Source organism: Phenylobacterium sp. FG114 (assembly GCF_057809855.1).
In genome coordinates this window covers 100238-116396 of the sequence record NZ_JBMDKU010000012.1, presented here as the reverse complement: position 1 = coordinate 116396, position 16159 = coordinate 100238, and the positions used below count along the sequence as shown (strand labels likewise).

General features: G+C 70.6%; 12 protein-coding genes. 4 read left to right on the top strand and 8 right to left on the bottom strand.

Translation table 11 applies throughout. The features are described 5' to 3' along the window. Window positions 1–14: 14 nt before the first annotated feature. From guaB to ACODSY_RS19270, 3 genes are all read right to left on the bottom strand, one after another. Entirely contained in the window at window positions 15–1475 is a 1461-nt protein-coding gene (gene guaB, locus ACODSY_RS19280; RefSeq protein ID WP_488953503.1) for an IMP dehydrogenase, read from the bottom strand. 74 nt (window positions 1476–1549) lie between these two features. Beyond that, on the bottom strand, window positions 1550–2722 hold the full coding sequence (locus ACODSY_RS19275; RefSeq protein ID WP_488953502.1) for an MFS transporter: 1173 nt from the start codon (window positions 2720–2722) through the stop codon (window positions 1550–1552). Further along, complete coding sequence (locus ACODSY_RS19270; protein ID WP_488953501.1) at window positions 2719–3510, bottom strand: class I SAM-dependent methyltransferase; 792 nt, start codon at window positions 3508–3510, stop codon at window positions 2719–2721. The genes ACODSY_RS19275 and ACODSY_RS19270 overlap by 4 nt, the downstream gene beginning before the upstream one ends. Before the next feature lie 81 nt (window positions 3511–3591). On the opposite strand from ACODSY_RS19270, the gene ACODSY_RS19265 reads away from it, so the two are divergent. Then, window positions 3592–4461: a LysR family transcriptional regulator gene (locus ACODSY_RS19265; protein WP_488953500.1), complete on the top strand. Its 870-nt coding sequence runs from the start codon at window positions 3592–3594 to the stop codon at window positions 4459–4461. Here the strand turns inward: ACODSY_RS19265 and ACODSY_RS19260 are convergent. Together ACODSY_RS19260 and ACODSY_RS19255 are read right to left on the bottom strand one after the other, a co-directional pair. Beyond that, window positions 4448–5152, bottom strand: coding sequence for an RlmE family RNA methyltransferase (locus tag ACODSY_RS19260; protein WP_488953499.1), 705 nt, complete (start codon window positions 5150–5152; stop codon window positions 4448–4450). The genes ACODSY_RS19265 and ACODSY_RS19260 overlap by 14 nt on opposite strands. Beyond that, window positions 5149–6237, bottom strand: coding sequence for a Ppx/GppA phosphatase family protein (locus ACODSY_RS19255; protein ID WP_488953498.1), 1089 nt, complete (start codon window positions 6235–6237; stop codon window positions 5149–5151). The genes ACODSY_RS19260 and ACODSY_RS19255 overlap by 4 nt, the downstream gene beginning before the upstream one ends. A 160-nt stretch (window positions 6238–6397) precedes the next feature. On the opposite strand from ACODSY_RS19255, the gene hspQ reads away from it, so the two are divergent. Continuing rightward, window positions 6398–6727: a heat shock protein HspQ gene (gene hspQ, locus ACODSY_RS19250; protein ID WP_488953497.1), complete on the top strand. Its 330-nt coding sequence runs from the start codon at window positions 6398–6400 to the stop codon at window positions 6725–6727. A gap of 19 nt (window positions 6728–6746) precedes the next feature. Here hspQ and ACODSY_RS19245 read toward each other — a convergent pair whose 3' ends face one another. Further along, a complete protein-coding gene (locus ACODSY_RS19245; RefSeq protein ID WP_488953496.1) occupies window positions 6747–8060 on the bottom strand; it encodes a tetratricopeptide repeat protein in 1314 nt (437 codons plus the stop codon). Window positions 8061–8206: 146 nt separating this feature from the next. Here ACODSY_RS19245 and phhA point away from each other — a divergent pair, with 146 nt between their 5' ends. Beyond that, window positions 8207–9079, top strand: a complete 873-nt coding sequence (gene phhA / locus ACODSY_RS19240; RefSeq protein ID WP_488953495.1) for a phenylalanine 4-monooxygenase — start codon at window positions 8207–8209, stop codon at window positions 9077–9079. 52 nt (window positions 9080–9131) lie between these two features. Then, window positions 9132–9953 (top strand): acyl-CoA thioesterase, encoded by an 822-nt coding sequence (locus tag ACODSY_RS19235; RefSeq protein ID WP_488953494.1) that lies wholly within the window; start codon window positions 9132–9134, stop codon window positions 9951–9953. Window positions 9954–9986: 33 nt separating this feature from the next. Here the strand turns inward: ACODSY_RS19235 and ACODSY_RS19230 are convergent, their stop codons facing one another. Beyond that, window positions 9987–14117, bottom strand: a complete 4131-nt coding sequence (locus ACODSY_RS19230) for a translocation/assembly module TamB domain-containing protein (RefSeq protein WP_488953493.1) — start codon at window positions 14115–14117, stop codon at window positions 9987–9989. A gap of 80 nt (window positions 14118–14197) precedes the next feature. Beyond that, window positions 14198–15973, bottom strand: coding sequence for an autotransporter assembly complex protein TamA (locus tag ACODSY_RS19225; RefSeq protein ID WP_488953492.1), 1776 nt, complete (start codon window positions 15971–15973; stop codon window positions 14198–14200). Window positions 15974–16159: the final 186 nt, after the last annotated feature.

Here is a 16159-nt window from a genome sequence, read left to right as displayed (position 1 = left end):
CCGTTAAGCCCGGATCAGCCCGCGCTCGGATAGTTCGGGGCCTCGCGCGTGATCATCACGTCGTGGACGTGGCTCTCGCGCAGGCCCGCGCTGGTGATGCGGATGAACCGCGCCCGCTCGCGGAACTCGGGCAGGCTGGGCGCGCCCACATAGCCCATGGCCGCCCGCAGGCCGCCGACCATCTGGTGCAGAATAGGCGCGATCGGACCTTTGTAGGCCACCTGGCCCTCGATGCCTTCGGGCACGAGCTTGAGGCTGTCCTTCACATCCTTCTGGAAATAGCGGTCGGCCGACCCCTGCCCCATGGCGCCTACCGAGCCCATGCCGCGGTACGACTTGTAGCTGCGGCCCTGGTAAAGGAAGACCTCGCCCGGCGCCTCGTCGACGCCCGCGAAGACCGAGCCCATCATGGCGACCGAGGCGCCCATGGCGAGGGCCTTGGCCAGGTCGCCGGAGTATTTGATCCCCCCATCGGCGACGATCGGAACGTCCGTGCCCTGGGCGGCGCGCACGGCGTCGGCGATGGCGGTGAGCTGGGGCACGCCCACGCCGGCGACGATGCGCGTAGTGCAGATGGAGCCCGGGCCGATGCCGACCTTCACCGCGTCGGCGCCGGCGTCGATCAGGGCGCGGGCGCCGTCGTAGGTGGCGACGTTGCCGGCGACGATCTGGACGCGGTTGCTCTCGCGCTTCACCCGCTGGACGGCCTCGGCGACGCTGGCGTTGTGGCCGTGGGCGGTGTCGATCACCACCACGTCGACGCCGGCGTCCACCAGGGCCATGGAGCGCTCGTAGCCGGCGTCGCCCACCGTGGAGGCGGCGGCGACCAGCAGGCGGCCCTGCGCGTCCTTGGCGGCGAATGGGTGGGCCTGGGACTTCTCCATGTCCTTGACGGTGATCAGGCCGACGGCGCGGTAGTCCTCGTCCACCACGATCAGGCGCTCGATCTTGTGGCGGCGCAGGAGGTCACGGGCCTCGGCCTGGCTGACGCCCTCGCGGACCGTGACCAGGCCCTCATGGGTCATCACCGCCTTGGCCGGGGTGTCGTCGCGCGCCTCGAACCGCATGTCGCGGTTGGTGAGGATCCCGCACAGCCGACCATTATGATCCACCACCGGAAAGCCCGAGATGTGTCGGCGCGCCTTGATCTGGCGCACCTCGCCCAGGGTGGTGTCGGGGCCGATCGTCAGCGGGTTGATGACCATGCCGCTCTCGTAGCGCTTCACCTCGCGGACGTGGTCGGCCTGCTCCTCGACGGTGAGGTTGCGGTGCAGGACGCCGATGCCGCCGGACTGGGCCATGGCGATGGCCAGCCGGCTCTCAGTGACCGTGTCCATGGCGGCGGACACGAGCGGGATGTTCAGACTGATTTCGCGCGTGAACCGGGTCGAGACGTCCACCTGGGTGGGCATGACGTCGGACGGGCCGGGTTCGAGCAAAACGTCGTCGAAGGTAAGACCTTCGCGTATCTCCATCGGGAGAGTCTCCATTTTGCGGTCCGCGTATAGGGGGTCGGCGGCTTCCGGGGCAAGGGGCCTGAAGGGGGCGTTCATGCGATTACCTCTTGCTGGAACGATGGGTTGCGTCGGCGGAGGCCGAAGGTCATGGCGAACATGACCAGGCAGAGGATCGAGGTGGCGACGATGGCCAGGTTCGCGGAGCGCTCCAGCGCCAGGGCGAACAGCGCCGGGCCGAACACCTGGGCGATCAGCGCGGGGCGGCCGATGAGCGCCGAGCGATAGGCGTAGCCGTCCGCGCCGTAGAGGCTGAGCGGCAGGACGCCCTTGGCCACGGTGAGCATGCCGTTGCCGGCCCCCTGCCCCAACGCCATCACCGCGCCGGCGGGGGCGCCGAAGGTCAGCAGGGCCGCGGCGCCCGTGGGGTGCATCAGGGTGGCGAGGCGGGTGGTGGCAAGCGGCGGCAGCCTGCGCAGCACCGTGAATTCCAGGAAGCGCATGGTGACGGCGGCCACGCCCATCAGGCCGGCGGCGGCGGCGGCGGCGTGAGGCGTGAGGCCGAACATGCCCAGCAGGCGCGGCAGATGGGCGCTCATGCAGGTGGAGACGAACCAGGCGCAGGCGAACAGCACGGCGAGTTGGACCATCGGCCGGTCCCAGCGAACCTCGGCGTGGAGGGCCTCGGTGCGGCGGCCGCGACCGGGCGTCGGCGGACAGACCCAGGCGGTGAGCGGCAGGCAGACCAGCACCTGGACGGCGGCCCAGACAAAATGGGTCCCGCGCCAGCCGAGTTGTTCGGCCAGCCAACTCGTCAGCGGCCAGCCGACCACCGACCCCAGCCCGCCGATCAGGGCCACGGCGGTGATCGGGCGGCGCGCGCCTTCGCCATACAGCGAGACGAGGATGGCGAAGGGCGTCGGCGACAGGCCCAGCGACTGGCCGAAGCCGATCACGGCCATGCCGATGGCGAGGCCCAGGCCGTCGCGGGCGGCGCCGACGAGGACCAGGCCGGCGGCCAGGGCGAGGTGCGAGGCGAGCAGGACCTGCTTGCCGCCCTTCTCGTCGATGCGGCGCGCCACCTGCGGCGCGATCAGGGCGGGGACCGCCAGCGACAGCGAGACCATGGCGAAGACGAAGGCGGGCGACAGGCCGAGGTCACGGCCGATGGCGTCGCCCAGGACGCCCATCAGGTAGAAGCTGGAGGCGAAGGCCGCGATCTGGCCCAGGCCGAAGCCGGCGACCACCAGGCCCTGGGGGCGGCTCATGCTGCCGGCCTCTCGAAGACGATGAAGTCGCCGTTCGTGGGCTTCTCGACGATGGCGCCAAAGGCCAGGTCGGCGTCGATGCGGGCAAAGCCCTCGTCCAGCTCGGCCTCGGTCATGTGCTCGAAGGTGGAGACGGCGCGCAGCTTCAGCCGCGCCACCAGGCCTGCGATGTCGCCCTCGAACGGGATCTCGGCCTGGACCGACGCCAGGGTCCGGAACCCGGCCGCCTCGAAGAGCGCGATGGTCTCGGCCTCGGTGGGGAACATGGCCTGCTCGACCGCGTGGCTGCGTGGGAAGTAGCTGCGCCACCAGTGGTCGGGGATGCGGTCCTTGAAGGTGCTGCGCAGGATCAGCCGGCCGCCCGCCTTCAGGACGCGGGCGATCTCGCATGCGGCGGCCGGCTTGTCGGCCACATGGTGGTACGAGAGGAACATCAGCACGAAGTCGGCGCTGGCGTCTGGCCGCGGGATCGCCTCGGCGCGGCCGGCGAGATAGGTCACAGCAGGGTGGCGGCTGTCGGCTTCGGCCGCGCGACGCATGCCATCGGCGGGCTCGACGCCATGGATGGGACCGCCGAACGCGTCGGCAAGGGCCGGGGTGAAGCGGCCCGTGCCCGAACCGAGGTCGATGCCGGCGAGCGGCCGGTCACCTGGCAGGTGGGCGCCGAAGATCGCCATGTAACGGGAGATGGCGCCAGCGGGTAGGACACGGCCCTGGGCGTAGTTCTGATGCTGGACGCGGTCGTAATCGACCGGAGCGAGAGGCTGAGGGGGCGGTTCCGCTTCCATGGCCAGCTAGTGCCCGGATTGCCGATTTGAGGAAATCGACTAATTTGCGCTTCGATGTTCGAAAATCTCACATCGAGGCCGTTGCCGTCGCTGAACGCGCTCCGGGCGTTCGAGGCGATGGCGCGGACTGGGCGGGTGACCCTGGCGGCCGAAGAGTTGAACGTGACCCACTCGGCGGTGAGCCGGCAGGTGAAGGCGCTGGAGGCGGCGCTGGGGGTGCGACTGTTCTCCGGCCCGAAGAACCGGCTGGAGCTTACGGCGGCGGGCCGCGAGCTGCTGCCCGCGCTAACCGAGGCGTTCGACCAGATCTCGGCTGCGGTGCGCCGGGTGCGGGTCGGCGGTGAGGACCTGCACATCGCGGTCAACGCCAGCCTGTCGGTGAAATGGCTGATCCCGCGGCTGGCCGGCTTCCAGGCGGCGCATCCGGACGTGCGGCTGCACCTGTCGGAGCTTTCGGCCCACGCCACCTCGCATCGCGGCGCCCAGGCGGTGGTGCGGATCGTGCCCCTCTCGCGCCTGTCGGACCCACACTGTACGCCCTTCATCCGCAATGCGCTGGGGGCGGTGATGTCGCCCGGGATGGCCGAGCGGTGCGGGAACGATCCGCTGAGGGCCCCTCGCCTCGCCGCGGCGACCCACCCGGAGGCCTGGCCGATCTTCGCCGAGCACGCGGGCATCGAGCTGCCGCCGGCGAACGAGCGCCCCTTCCCGCACGTGCACTTCGCGATGGACGCGGCATCGGCCGGGCTGGGCGCGGCGGTCGTGTCGTGGCCGCTGTGCGTGCACGAGGTGCAGGCAGGTCAGCTCGTGGCGCCGCTGGGCTTCCTGCGCTCGGGCAGCGCCTTCGCGATGCTGACCGCGCCGGGCGCCGACGGCCGGGCGCTGGGGCGATTCCGGGACTGGCTGGTCGCCGAGGGCGCGAAGACCCCGGAACCCCCTAACGCCCCTTGAACCCCGTCGCCACGAAGAAGACTTCGGACGAGTCCTGACGGCTGGCCTTGGGCTTGACGTTCTTCACGTCGGCGAAGTGGCGCTTCAGCAACGCGATGAGCTGGTCGGAGCCCCCGCCCTGGAAGGCCTTGGCGACGAAGGTCCCGCCGGGCTTCAGCACGTCGATCGCGAAATCGATGGCGGCTTCGATCAGCCCGACGATACGCAGGTGGTCGGTCTCGCGATGGCCGATGGTGTTCGGCGCCATGTCGGACATGACCACGTCTGGCGGTCCGCCCAACAGTTCGATCAGCTTCGGGCCGCAGGCGGGATCGGTGAAGTCCATCTGCAGGATCGTGGCGGGCGGCAGCGGGTCGACCGGCAGCAGGTCGACACCGACGATGTTGGTGACGCCGCGCAGGATGGCGATCTGGGTCCAGCCGCCAGGGGCCAGGCCCAGGTCGACGACGCGGGCGCCGGGTTTCAGGAAGCGGAAGCGATTGTCGATCTCGGTGATCTTGAAGGCCGCGCGGCTGCGGTAGCCGAGCGCCCGGGCCTTGGCCGAGAACGGATCGTTGACCTGGCGTTCCAGCCAGGCCTGCTGCGAAGGCGTGCGCTGCTTGGCGGTCTTCAGGCGCGCCGGCTTGGAGCGGCCGCCCTCGACGCCGCCGGTGGGCGGCTTCACCATGCGCTTGCGGGGCGGTTCGGTCATTGGACGGCTCCCGCGGCGGCCTTGTTGCGCGCCCGCCGGCGCTTGCGGCGGCGGCGCTGGCTGCGCTCGGCCATGAGCGACAGGAGGATGCCTTCGCGCAACCCCCGATCAGCCACCCGGACCCGGCTGCAGGGCCATTCCTCCTGCACCGCCTGCAGGATGGCCGCCCCGGCCAGCACCAGGTCGGCGCGGTCGGGCCCGATACAGGGCTGGGCGGCGCGCTGGGCGGCGCTGAGGGCCAGGAGGTCGCCGGCGGCGGCCTCGCAGTCCTCACGGCTCATCCAGATGCCGTCGACGCGGTTGCGGTCATAGCGAGGCAGGCGCAGGTGCATCCCTGCCAGGCTGGTGATGGCGCCCGAGGTGCCGACGAGGTGGGCGCGGTCGGCCTCGAACACCGGCCGCATGGGGTCGGCCCGTCGGAACGCGGCGATCTGGGCCCGGACGTGGGCGATCATCTCGCGGAACCAGCTCTCGGTCGCAACGTCGCCCTCGGGGAAACGCTCGGCCAGGGTGACGACGCCGATCGGCACCGACAGCCACGCGCGCACCGGGGGCGCACCGCCGGGCGGCGCGGCCTTGAGATCGACCCAGGACAGCTCCGTGGAGCCGCCGCCGACATCGACCACCAAAGCGGCCTCGTGGCGGTCGTCCAGCAGGTTGAGGCAGCCCGTGACCGAAAGCCGGGCCTCTTCCTGCGGGCTGATGATCTGAAGCTTCACGCCGGTCTCGTTGGCGACGCGGTTCACGAAGGCCTGGCCGTTCTCGGCCATCCGGCAGGCCTGGGTGGCGATGGCGCGGAACTTCACCACGCGGCGGCGACGCACCTTCTCGCCGCTGACCTTCAGGGCGGCCAGGGCGCGCTCCATGGCCTCGTCCGACAGCCGGCCGCTCTGGGAGAGCCCCTCACCCAGGCGCACGATGCGGGAATAGGCCTCGACCACCCGGAACCCGCTCGTGCTGGGCGTGGCGATCAGCAGGCGGCAGTTGTTCGTACCAAGGTCGAGCGCCGCGTAGCAGGGTGGGTCGCTGACAGACCTCTCCCGCCCGCGAATCGCCGGCCCGGGCGCACGCAGCGCCTCACTCATGGACTCGTACCTGTCCTACGCAGCCGCACCCCCCGTGCGCCTGATTTCGCGGCGACTGTAGCAAGCGCGGCAGGCGCCCGGAAGATGACGACGGTTGAATGACGCCTTTCCGACGCTACGTTCACCTTCCAGTCAGAGAGCGGGATGTAGATTCGACGGCATGAGCACACGACTCGCCAAATTCACGATCGGCCAAGTCGTCCGCCACCGGGTCTACCCCTTCCGCGGCGTGATCTTCGACGTCGATCCCATGTTCTCGAACACCGAGGAGTACTGGCTGTCGATCCCGGAGCACATCCGGCCGCACAAGGACCAGCCCTTCTACCACCTGCTGGCCGAAAACGACGACAGCGCCTACGTGGCCTATGTTTCGGAACAGAACCTCGAGATCGACGAGACCGGCCAGCCGGTGGGCCACCCGCAGGCGTCTCTGATCTTCGACGCGTTCGACGAAGGCCAGTACAAGCTGCGCCACGGGATCGGGCACTAGGACGCGCCGTAGGCGTGGCTTAGGTCGCTGCCTTGGCGTCTAGGTCCTTCACGACGTCGGGCGAGAGCTGCGTGGCCTTCTCGCGGTCAGCCTTGGAGCCGGCGGCATCTCCGGCCAGGGCCTTGGCGCGGGCGCGCCACCACCAAACGCCGGCTAGGTCAGGCTCCGCCTGGACCACGACGTCGAAGTCCTTGATCGCCTTGTCGTAAGCCTTGGCCGCGACGTGGACGCGGCCACGGGCGAAGCGGAGGCTGGTTTCGTCCGGCTCCAGAGCCACGGCCTTGTCCAGGTCGGCCAGCGCGCGAGCGGTGTCGCCCTTGGCCTCCCAGATGAGCGCGCGGTCGTAGTAGGGACTGGCGGCGTCCGGGAAGGAGACCACCACGCCGTCGAGGATGGCGATGGCTTCGTCGTAGCGCTGCTGGTGGGCGGCCACCTGGGCCAGGCCCTGCCGGGCGCCGCGGTCGGTGGGCTGGCGCTTCAGGAGCGCTTGCAGGACGGCGGTCGCCTTGTCGTAGGCTTGGGCGTCCAGGTGGAGCGTCGCCTGGGCATAGTAGGCGACCTGATAGTCGGGATTGGCGCGCTGCGCCGCGCGGTAGCTGGCGACGGCCTCGTCGTCCAGCTGCATGGCTTGCAGCACGTCGCCGCGTCCGACCAGCAGCTCCGGCTCGTTCGGCTTGGCCTTCAGGGCGGCATTGTAGGCGGCGAGCGCCTCGGGATAACGGGCCAGCGCCTGTAGCACCTGGGCCTTGAAGTAGGTCTGGTTGACGTCGAATTTCTCCAGCCGTTCGGCCCGGCGCAGGTCCTCCAGCGCGCTGGCGTCGTCCTGAACCGCATAGAAGACACGGGCGCGAGCCTCGTAGATCGAAGGGTCGTCCTGGGTGACGGACAGGGCGGCGTCGTAGTCGCGACGGGCGCCCTGGTAGTCGGCGCGGGCGAAGCGCACGAGGCCGCGGCTGACCCGCGCCATGACGTTCTTAGGATCGATGCCGATGGCGGCGTCGTAGTCGGCCATCGCGCCGTCGATGCGCTTCATCAGTTCGAGGATATGGCCGCGGGTGACCAGGGCGACCGGCTGCCTCGGCGCCAGCTTCACGGCGATCTCAGCCTGGGCAAGCGCCGCCTCGAGCTTGTCGGCGTCCATGTAGGTTTCGGCCAGGATCACCCGGGCCTGGGCGGCCGTGTCGTCGTCGACGCCCGGCGCGGCCAGGATCCGCTCGCAGGCCGCGACACGTCCGGCCGCATCGGCTTCGTTTCGGGCGCAGTTCGCGGCGAGCGCAGGTGAGGACACAACGAGGGAGGCCACCGCGGCCAGGCCCAACATACGCAACCGCATCCAAGCCCCCGCCCGCACGACGCCGATTCAACGGCTACACAATCTATGCGAGAAGCCTCGCCGCCGCGCAAATTTGTTTCCGCGAAGGCCGTTTCCGCGGAGCAATGAGACGGGAACTTGCGGGCAGGGCGCGCCATTCTCGCGGCATGGCCGCCGATATTCAAAGCCTCGTCCCGCCGCCCGGCGCACGTCCCGATTGGACCATCGACCAGGGCTGGGAGAACTATACCCAGGCTGAGCACGACGTCTGGATCACCCTGTACGAGCGCCAGTCGGCCCTGCTGCCTGGTCGCGCCTGCGATCCTTTCCTTCGGGGCCTGGACGCGTTGGACCTGCACCGCGCCGGCATCCCAGACTTCGCGCGCATCAACGAGGAGCTGAAGCGGCTGACCGGCTGGACGGTGGTCGCCGTTCCGGGGCTGGTGCCCGATGAGGTGTTTTTCGACCACCTGGCCAACCGGCGCTTCCCGGCGGGGCACTTCATCCGCCGTCCAGAGCAGCTTGATTATCTTCAGGAACCCGACATCTTCCATGACGTGTTCGGTCATGTGCCGATGCTCACCGACCCGACCTTCGCCGACTACATGCAGGCCTATGGCGAGGGCGGCCTCCGCGCCCTGGGCCTGGGCCAGTTGCACAACCTGGCGCGTCTCTACTGGTACACGGTGGAGTTCGGCCTACTGAACACCGCGCAGGGCCTGCGGATCTACGGCGCCGGCATCGTCTCCAGCCATTCGGAGTCGCTCTTCGCCCTGGACGACCCCTCCCCCAACCGCCTGGGTTTCGACCTGGCGCGGACCATGCGGACGCCCTATCGGATCGACGACTTCCAGCAGGTCTATTTCGTGATCCCCTCGCTGCAGGCGCTACTGGACGCGACCCTCGCCGACTTCGGCGCGCTCTACGTCTACCTCCAGGGGGCCAGGGACGTAACGATCGACGCGATCCTGCCGGAGGATCAGGTCTTCACCCGTGGCACCCAGGCTTATGCCCGGCGCGGCGGGCGCAGCGCGGCCTGAGCTTTACCCCCGAGGTCATTGCCGCAGCGCGCGCGGCCGGCATTCTGTGGGCATGACCCTCGAGATCGCCGCAACGGCCCGCCTGCACGGCTTCGACGCCGCCACCGAGACCCGCCGCGACGGCGACCGGATGACGGGGCACACCAGCGAGGCCTACTGGGCCTTCGTGGGCCCTTTCGGCGGCGCCACCGCCGCAACGCTGCTGCGAGCGGTGCTGAGCGACCCCCGCGCCGCCGGCGACGCCCTGGCGCTGACGGTGAATTACGCCGCGCCGATCGCGGCGGGACCTTTCGATCTGACGCCCGTGCTCGCGCGCGCCAACCGCTCGACCCAGCACTGGACCGTGGAGCTGCGGCAAGGCGGCGGCGATCCGGCCGCCCTCGCCAGCGTGGTCCTCGCGGAACGCCGTCCGAGCTGGTCGCATCAGGTGCTGTCGCCGCCTGTCGTCCCACCGTCCGATGTCTTGCCGCGCCGGGAGAGCGGCTCCGTCGCCTGGCCTCGCCAATACACGTTCCGCTTCGTGTCGGGCGGGGATGATTTCAATTCCACCGAGGTCTCGACGCGCTCCGAAGTGTGGATCGCCGACGCCGAGCCGCGGGTGCTCGACCACCTTTCGCTCGCCTCCATGGGCGACGCGTTCTTCGGCCGCATCTTCCAGGCCAAACGCGGGATCGTGCCCTTCGGGACGGTCTCGATGACAACCCACTTCCACGTCAGCGCCGCGGAACTGGCCGAGGACGGCGCCACCGAGGTGCTGGGCGTGGCGGACGCGCGCACCTTCCACCGCAGCTACGGCGACCAGACGGCCGAGCTGTGGTCGCCGTCGGGCCGCCTCCTCGCGACCACCACTCAGATGTTCTACTTCAAGGCGTGAGAACCGGGCCTCACCCATCATGGTGGAAGATACTCAGTAGTCCTTGCGCCACCTGATGGCGACGCGATTGCCCGTGCCCGGACCGGCGCTCTGGCTGGTCAGGCGGGAGAGGATCGACAGGTTCTTGCGGATGCGCCACTCCACCTGGGCCGACGGCCCCTCGCGGCCGCCGCCGGTGAGTTCGAGGTAGACGTCGTCCGTCAGGTACTTGCCGCCCGAGACGGTGACGCCGGACTGCTCGCTGCCGCCGAACGCCAAGCGGTCGAGGCCGGCGAAGTTACGCAGGTTGCCGATCACGTCGAAGCCGCCGCCCCCCGCGAGCGCCGACAGCGCCGAGGCGAGCTGAGCGGCCTCGACGGGCGAGAGCTGGGACGCCGAACGCTCGAACAGCACCTTTGCGAGCACCTCGTCGTTGGGCAGGCTGGGCGAGGAGACCAGGGTGATCTCCGGCCGCTCGGCCGTGCCGCGAATGCGGACGGTCACGGTGAGAGAGGGATCCTCGCGGGTCGCGTCGAGCTGCAGCCGGATGTTGGCGGGCCGGGTGGAAAGATAGACGACGCTGCGGTCGTCGAACTCGAAACGCTTGCCGGCGAAGTCGTAGTCGCCCCGAACCACGCGCGCCGTGCCCGTCAGATCAGGCCGCGTGGTGGTGCCGCCGACATGGGCGTCCAGAGACAGCTCCACATCGAGGCCGCGGCCGCGCACGAAGACGCGACGGGGCGCGCGCAGCTTGACGTCCAGCGTCCAGCCGTCACCGCGCTTGGCTGCGGCGGGCAGGACCGCGGGGAGGTCGTCAGGCCGGTTGATCTCGGTGACGTCCATGGCGACGACGCCCGAAGGCGTGGGCGGGTCGGCGGCCACGTCGGCGCGGTCGATGACCAGGTCGCCGGTCAGCTTCACCTTGCCGTCGGCGCCACGGTTGATCGTGGCCTGGCCGGTGGCCGAGGCCGTGGCCGTCTCGTTGTCGATCAGGCGGAAGCCCTTCAGGTCGAGGCGGAAGTTCGAGGCGCCCTCGCGCAGTAGGCTCATCCGCCCCTGTCCGCTCAGCTGTCCGCCGTGCCCATCCACGCCCGTGGCCTGACTGACGTTCACGTCATCCTCGGTGAACGCCGCGCGCAGAGTGACGTCGCGCAGGGAAAGGCCCGTGCCCCCATCGTCGAAGCGACCGCGGTCCACGGTGATGTTTCCGGACGCGCGCGGGTCAGCCAGCGTTCCCGAGACCGACCCCTCGGTGCGGACGAAGCCCGCAAGGGAGCGCTCGCCGCCGATCAGGAGCTCCCATAGGGGCCGCACCTCGCCCGCGGCGAAGAAGTGCCCCCGCATCGGCTTCTGGCGGGCGATGGCGATCCGGAAAGGCTTCGCCGAGGCCTCGGCGGGCAGGACGAAGCTGGCGTTGGCCTTGAGGCCGTTGTCGTTGGCGGTGGCGACGTCCAAGTTCAGCGTCGAATCGGCCAGGCGGGCCTTCAGGGTCCCGTCCATGCCCTGGGCTGCGGGCGTGCCCCTGCCACGGGCGTCGGCGAGCTGGGCGTCCAGCGTCCCCGTCAGCCGGTCGCCCTGGCCCTGCAGAGCGAGCGTCGCGTCGACGCGGCCATCAAGGTCGGCATTGAAGAGGCTGAGGCCCATCTCCTGCACGCGGGCCTGCACGTTGGCGGAGCCGTCGCGAAGCGCGCCGTCGAAGTCCAGTCGCCCCCCGTCCGAGGCAGCCAGGCGAACGCGGGCGGTCTGCTCCGGGCCGCCGAAGCGGATCTGGGCGGTCTCGGTCGTGTGCAGGTCGCGCTTGCCCAGCGCGCCCTTGCCGTCGAAGGCAAGCCGGTAGCCCGGCGGGACGTCGGCCAGCACGCCCCTGCCGTCGATCGTCCAGGCGCCCTGGTCCGAGCCGCCGCGGGCGCTCACGGTGAACGGCAGCCGGTCCAGCGGCCCCTGGGCGTCCAGGCGGGCCGATCGCACCGTGATGGTGGAGTTGCGGGCGCGCAGACCCTCGGCGCGCAGATCGAGATCGGCGCGCGGCGCGCCGGCGGCGTCGACGACCTTGGCTGTCCCAAAGACCCGACCCGCATCGAGGAACGCGCCCTTCCCGATCTCCAGCGTCAGGTCGGCGGCGGAGGGACGAGTCTGCTGTAGCGAAAGCGAGCCGGCGGCCTTCAACCCGCCAGCGTCGACCAGCAGGTCGGTAAGCTCGACGCCGCCGCGCGGGAAGCGGAAGTCGGACTTGGCGCGGGCCGGTCCATACTGGCTGGTGGCCGTGAGGGCGACAGTTCCGGTGGAACCGTCGGCCTGACGCTGGAAGGTGATGGCGAGCTTGGCGTCCCTGAGCGGCAGGCGCGGCACGTCGACCTGTTCCAGGTCTGCCACGAGGTCCAGGCGCGGCGCCGAGACCGCTCCCGTGACGCCGCCCGTTCCCTTGATCCGGCCGGTGAGCTCGACGGGACCGGCCCGAACGGGCCCTACAGCTGTCCAGTCGGCCTTGAAGGCGAGCGTGCGGTCGGCCTCCATCACCCCGGCGGCGTTGGCGTCCAGCGAGGCGCCGTCCAGAGTGGCCTTGGCGACGGAGAGCTTGCCGGCCTGCCAGGCGGCCTGGGCCTGCAGGCGGGGCTTGCCGCCCAGCAGGCGGTCGAGCTCGGCGAGGCCGACGGCGAACCGGTCGCCCTTCGCGTCGAGGGTGAAGGTCCAGGGGGCGCCGGAGCGGGCCTGGAAGGCTTGGACGTCGACGCTGGCTGCGCCGTTGGCCCCGAGGCGCGCCGCCTGCAGGTTGGAGATGTCGGCCTTGCCCTTGAAGTTCACGGCGCCCAGAAGGCTACGGCCGCCGCTGGCCTGCACCTTGAGGCCCCGTCCGGTAAGGTCCAGACGACGCAGCAGGAGCTGGCCATTCGTGAGGCGCTGGCCGTCGATCTCCGCCGCCGGCGCGCCGCCCAGGAGGGCCGCGGCAAAGCCCTCGCCCCGGCCGCCGGCGCCCTGAGCCTTTGCCTTGACGAAGAAGCCCGCCTTGTCGTGGCCGAGCTCGACCGGGCCGGAGACGCGCGCCAGACCGTAGCTTTCACCCACGGCGACGTTGGCGATGTCGGCCGTGCCGCGGAAGCTCCAGACCTTGATGTCGCCCGCCGCCGCGCCGACGACCCGGGTCGCTCCCATGCTCGGGCCGACGCCGACCAGCTTGGAGAGCGAGGCGGTCTGGGCGTCGAGCCGGAGGCCACCTGGACCGAGGCGCCGCTGGCCGATGTCGCCCTCGCCCCAGGCGCGAAGCGTCATCGCGTCCGAGCGCAGCCGAGCGTCCAGGGCGTAGTCGCCTTCCCGCGCCTTGCGGCCGGCGACGCCGAAGATCACGTCGCGGCCGAAGCGCTCGACATACGGCTGGGTTAGGGACGAGGCCGCGAGCAGGATGCGCCCGCCCGCCTGCCCGCCCTGTGGATTCCAGGCGCCGCGGGCGTAGAGCGGCGTGAGGCTTCCCGAGGTCGAGGTCGCCGAGAACCGACCCTCGGAGACTGTGCCCGAAGCGCGGACCGTGAAGCGGAAGGGCTGGGTCGGGGAGAAGCCGGCCGCGCCCGCCAGGGCCCCGCCCTTGGCCTCGACGGCGTCCGCGACCAGCCGCATCGGCCCCAGCGGGCCGACGGCGAAATCCACGTCGAGGCGGTCGCCAGGATGCAGGACGCTGAGCGCGTGAAGCTTGCCACTGCGCCCGCCCTTGCGTTCGACGTCGAGCTGGAGGCCCAGGTCGTAAACCCCGCGCGTACTGCTGAATGCGGGTTCCAGGATCAGGCGCGTGGCGACCTTGTCGATGTGGAATGAGACCGGCAGGCCGCGGTCCTTGCCCTTGGGCGCCAGGGTTGGCCGGCGGATGACGCGGACGGTCTGCGCCTCGATGAGGTCCGCGTCGAACCGACGCCTGAGGAGTTCCAGATAACGCCATGTGATATGGACGTTATTGGCTTCCAACCACACGCCTTTCTCGTCGCGGATCGTCAGGCGTTGGACGCGCGCGTCGCGCCAGACATCGCCGGACAGGCCCTCAATCTTGAGTCGGCCGATCCGGCCCAGCTTGAGCCCGTCGCTGCGTGCTTCGATGAGCAGGCGCACCTGCGGTATCAGGACGCCATAGCGGCCCAGGGCGAGAGCGCCGACCAGCAGGAGCAGCACCGAGACGGCCGCGGCCGTGATCGCCTTGGGCAAGGCCGAGCGTTTCAGGACCTCCGGGACCACACCCTCGCCCTTGCCCGGATCTCCGGGCGGCGTCGTATCGTCGAGACCGCTCAGAAGCTCTGTCCGATGCTGAGGTATACCTGGATCGGCTGTTCGCCCTTGCGGCGCGCGACGGGCGTGGCGATGTCGACCCGGATGGGCGCGAAGCCCAGGTTGTAGCGGACGCCGACGCCCGCGCCGACGGCGAGGTCCTGGAAGTCGATCGGGCCGCTAGAGCCGACGGCGCCAGCGTCCACGAAGGCGGCGAAGCCCCAACGAGACGTGAGATCGCGCCGCACCTCGAGCGAGGACTCGAACAGGAAGACGCCGCCGCGAGGCGTGTTGTCGGCCAACCGGGGGCCAACGCCCTGGTACGGGAACCCGCGCACCGAGCCGCCGCCGCCGGCATAGAAGCGCTGCGAGGCCGGGATCTGATCGACCGTTCCATTCAGGATGCGCCCCAGGCGCAGGCGCCCGGCGATCACCGTCTTCGCCTGCTTGTCCAGCGGCAGGTACGCCGTGCCCTGAGCCACGGCGCGCAGGTACGGCAGATTGGTGTCGCCGACGATCAAGGTAGGTTCCAGCCGGGCGCTGAGCCGCCAGCCGTGCGTGGGGTTCAGCGGATCGTTCGAGCGGTCGAGCAGGACATCGCCTAGTGCGGCGAGGGTGACAAGGTCGCGACCGATGGTTGACAGGGTGCCAGCCTTGATCTCGTCCGACCGGCCGGCCGACACCGAGGCTCCCACGGTGACGTAGGACGTCTTGCCGTAGCGCCGGGTGACGTCCGCGTGCGCCTCGGCGCCGGTCTCGTCGTACGCGTCGGTCGCTTCGCGATAACCAGAGGCGCCGACCTTCAGCGTCTGCTGCGGCCGCAGCCAGTGCGGCAGAGAGAGATCGACCCCGACGCGGGTGTCGCGGTCCGAGATCGTGCCGTACAGCGCCAGGGTGTCGGCGCGGCGTAGCCGGTTGTAGTGCGTCCAGCGAGCGTTGACGCCGACACCGTCGGTCGTGGCGTAGCTGGCGCCCGCCTCGATGGTGCGGCGCTTGCTCTCGCCCAGGCTGACGACGACTGGGCGGAGGCCATCGGCGGTGGTCTTTTCGAGCGGCGCCAGGGCCACGGTGACGCTGTCGTAAACGCCGGCGTCCAGCAGCCGCCGCTCTAGCTCGGCCACGTCGTCGGGATCGTAGGTGTCGCCGGAGTTCCAGGGCGCCAGGCGTCGGAGCCACGCCGGGTCCGTGCGCCCGCCCGGCGCGATGTCCAGGCCATCCAGCCGCACGAGCCGGCCCGCCGCGATCTTGTAGGTCGGGCGGACGGTGTGGTCGGCATGGTCGACGATCACCTCGCGCGGCTCGGCCACGGCGTCGGCATAGCCACGCTTCTGGACTGCAGCCACGACGCGCCCTTCGGCCGCGATCACGTCGACGGCGCGGCCGGGCGATCCGGGCCGCAGGGCCATGGCCTCGCGGGCGGCGGTGTCGGAGGCGGCGTCGGGCGCCTCGCCCTGCCAGGCCACGCCCGGCGCGCCGATGTTGAAGCGCGGGCCGGGCGTGATCTGCACCACCGGCCGTGGCGGATCGGCCTCGCTGACGTCGGGCTCGACCTGGTTGGCGTAATAGCCCTCTGAACGGAGTACGGCGATGGCGTCCTCGGCGGCGGCGCGGGCGCGTCGACGGGCCTCGAAGCGGTTCTCGATCGGCCGGTCGGTGTCGCCGATCACGCGCTGGATGGTGGCGCGCAGGTCCGGATCCATCTCACCCTGGACCGTGGCCTTAGGCTCGGCCGCGTCGGCCAGGCCGGGGGCGCACAGAGCCGCCGAGGCGGCGACGGCGTACAGCAGTCGACCCAAGCCCGAATCCTCGCTCGGCCCCTCAAGAGGCGGGTGTAGCTGGGCGTCCGGGTCGTGTCATCCGGCCGTCGCAGATCGGCGGCGCCTAAATGCTGGGCGCCTGACCGGGAACCGGGCGAAAAGCCACGAATTTCAGCCGCCGGCTTCCGGGGCCGCCGTAAGCGTCCTACAGATTCCAGAATGAAA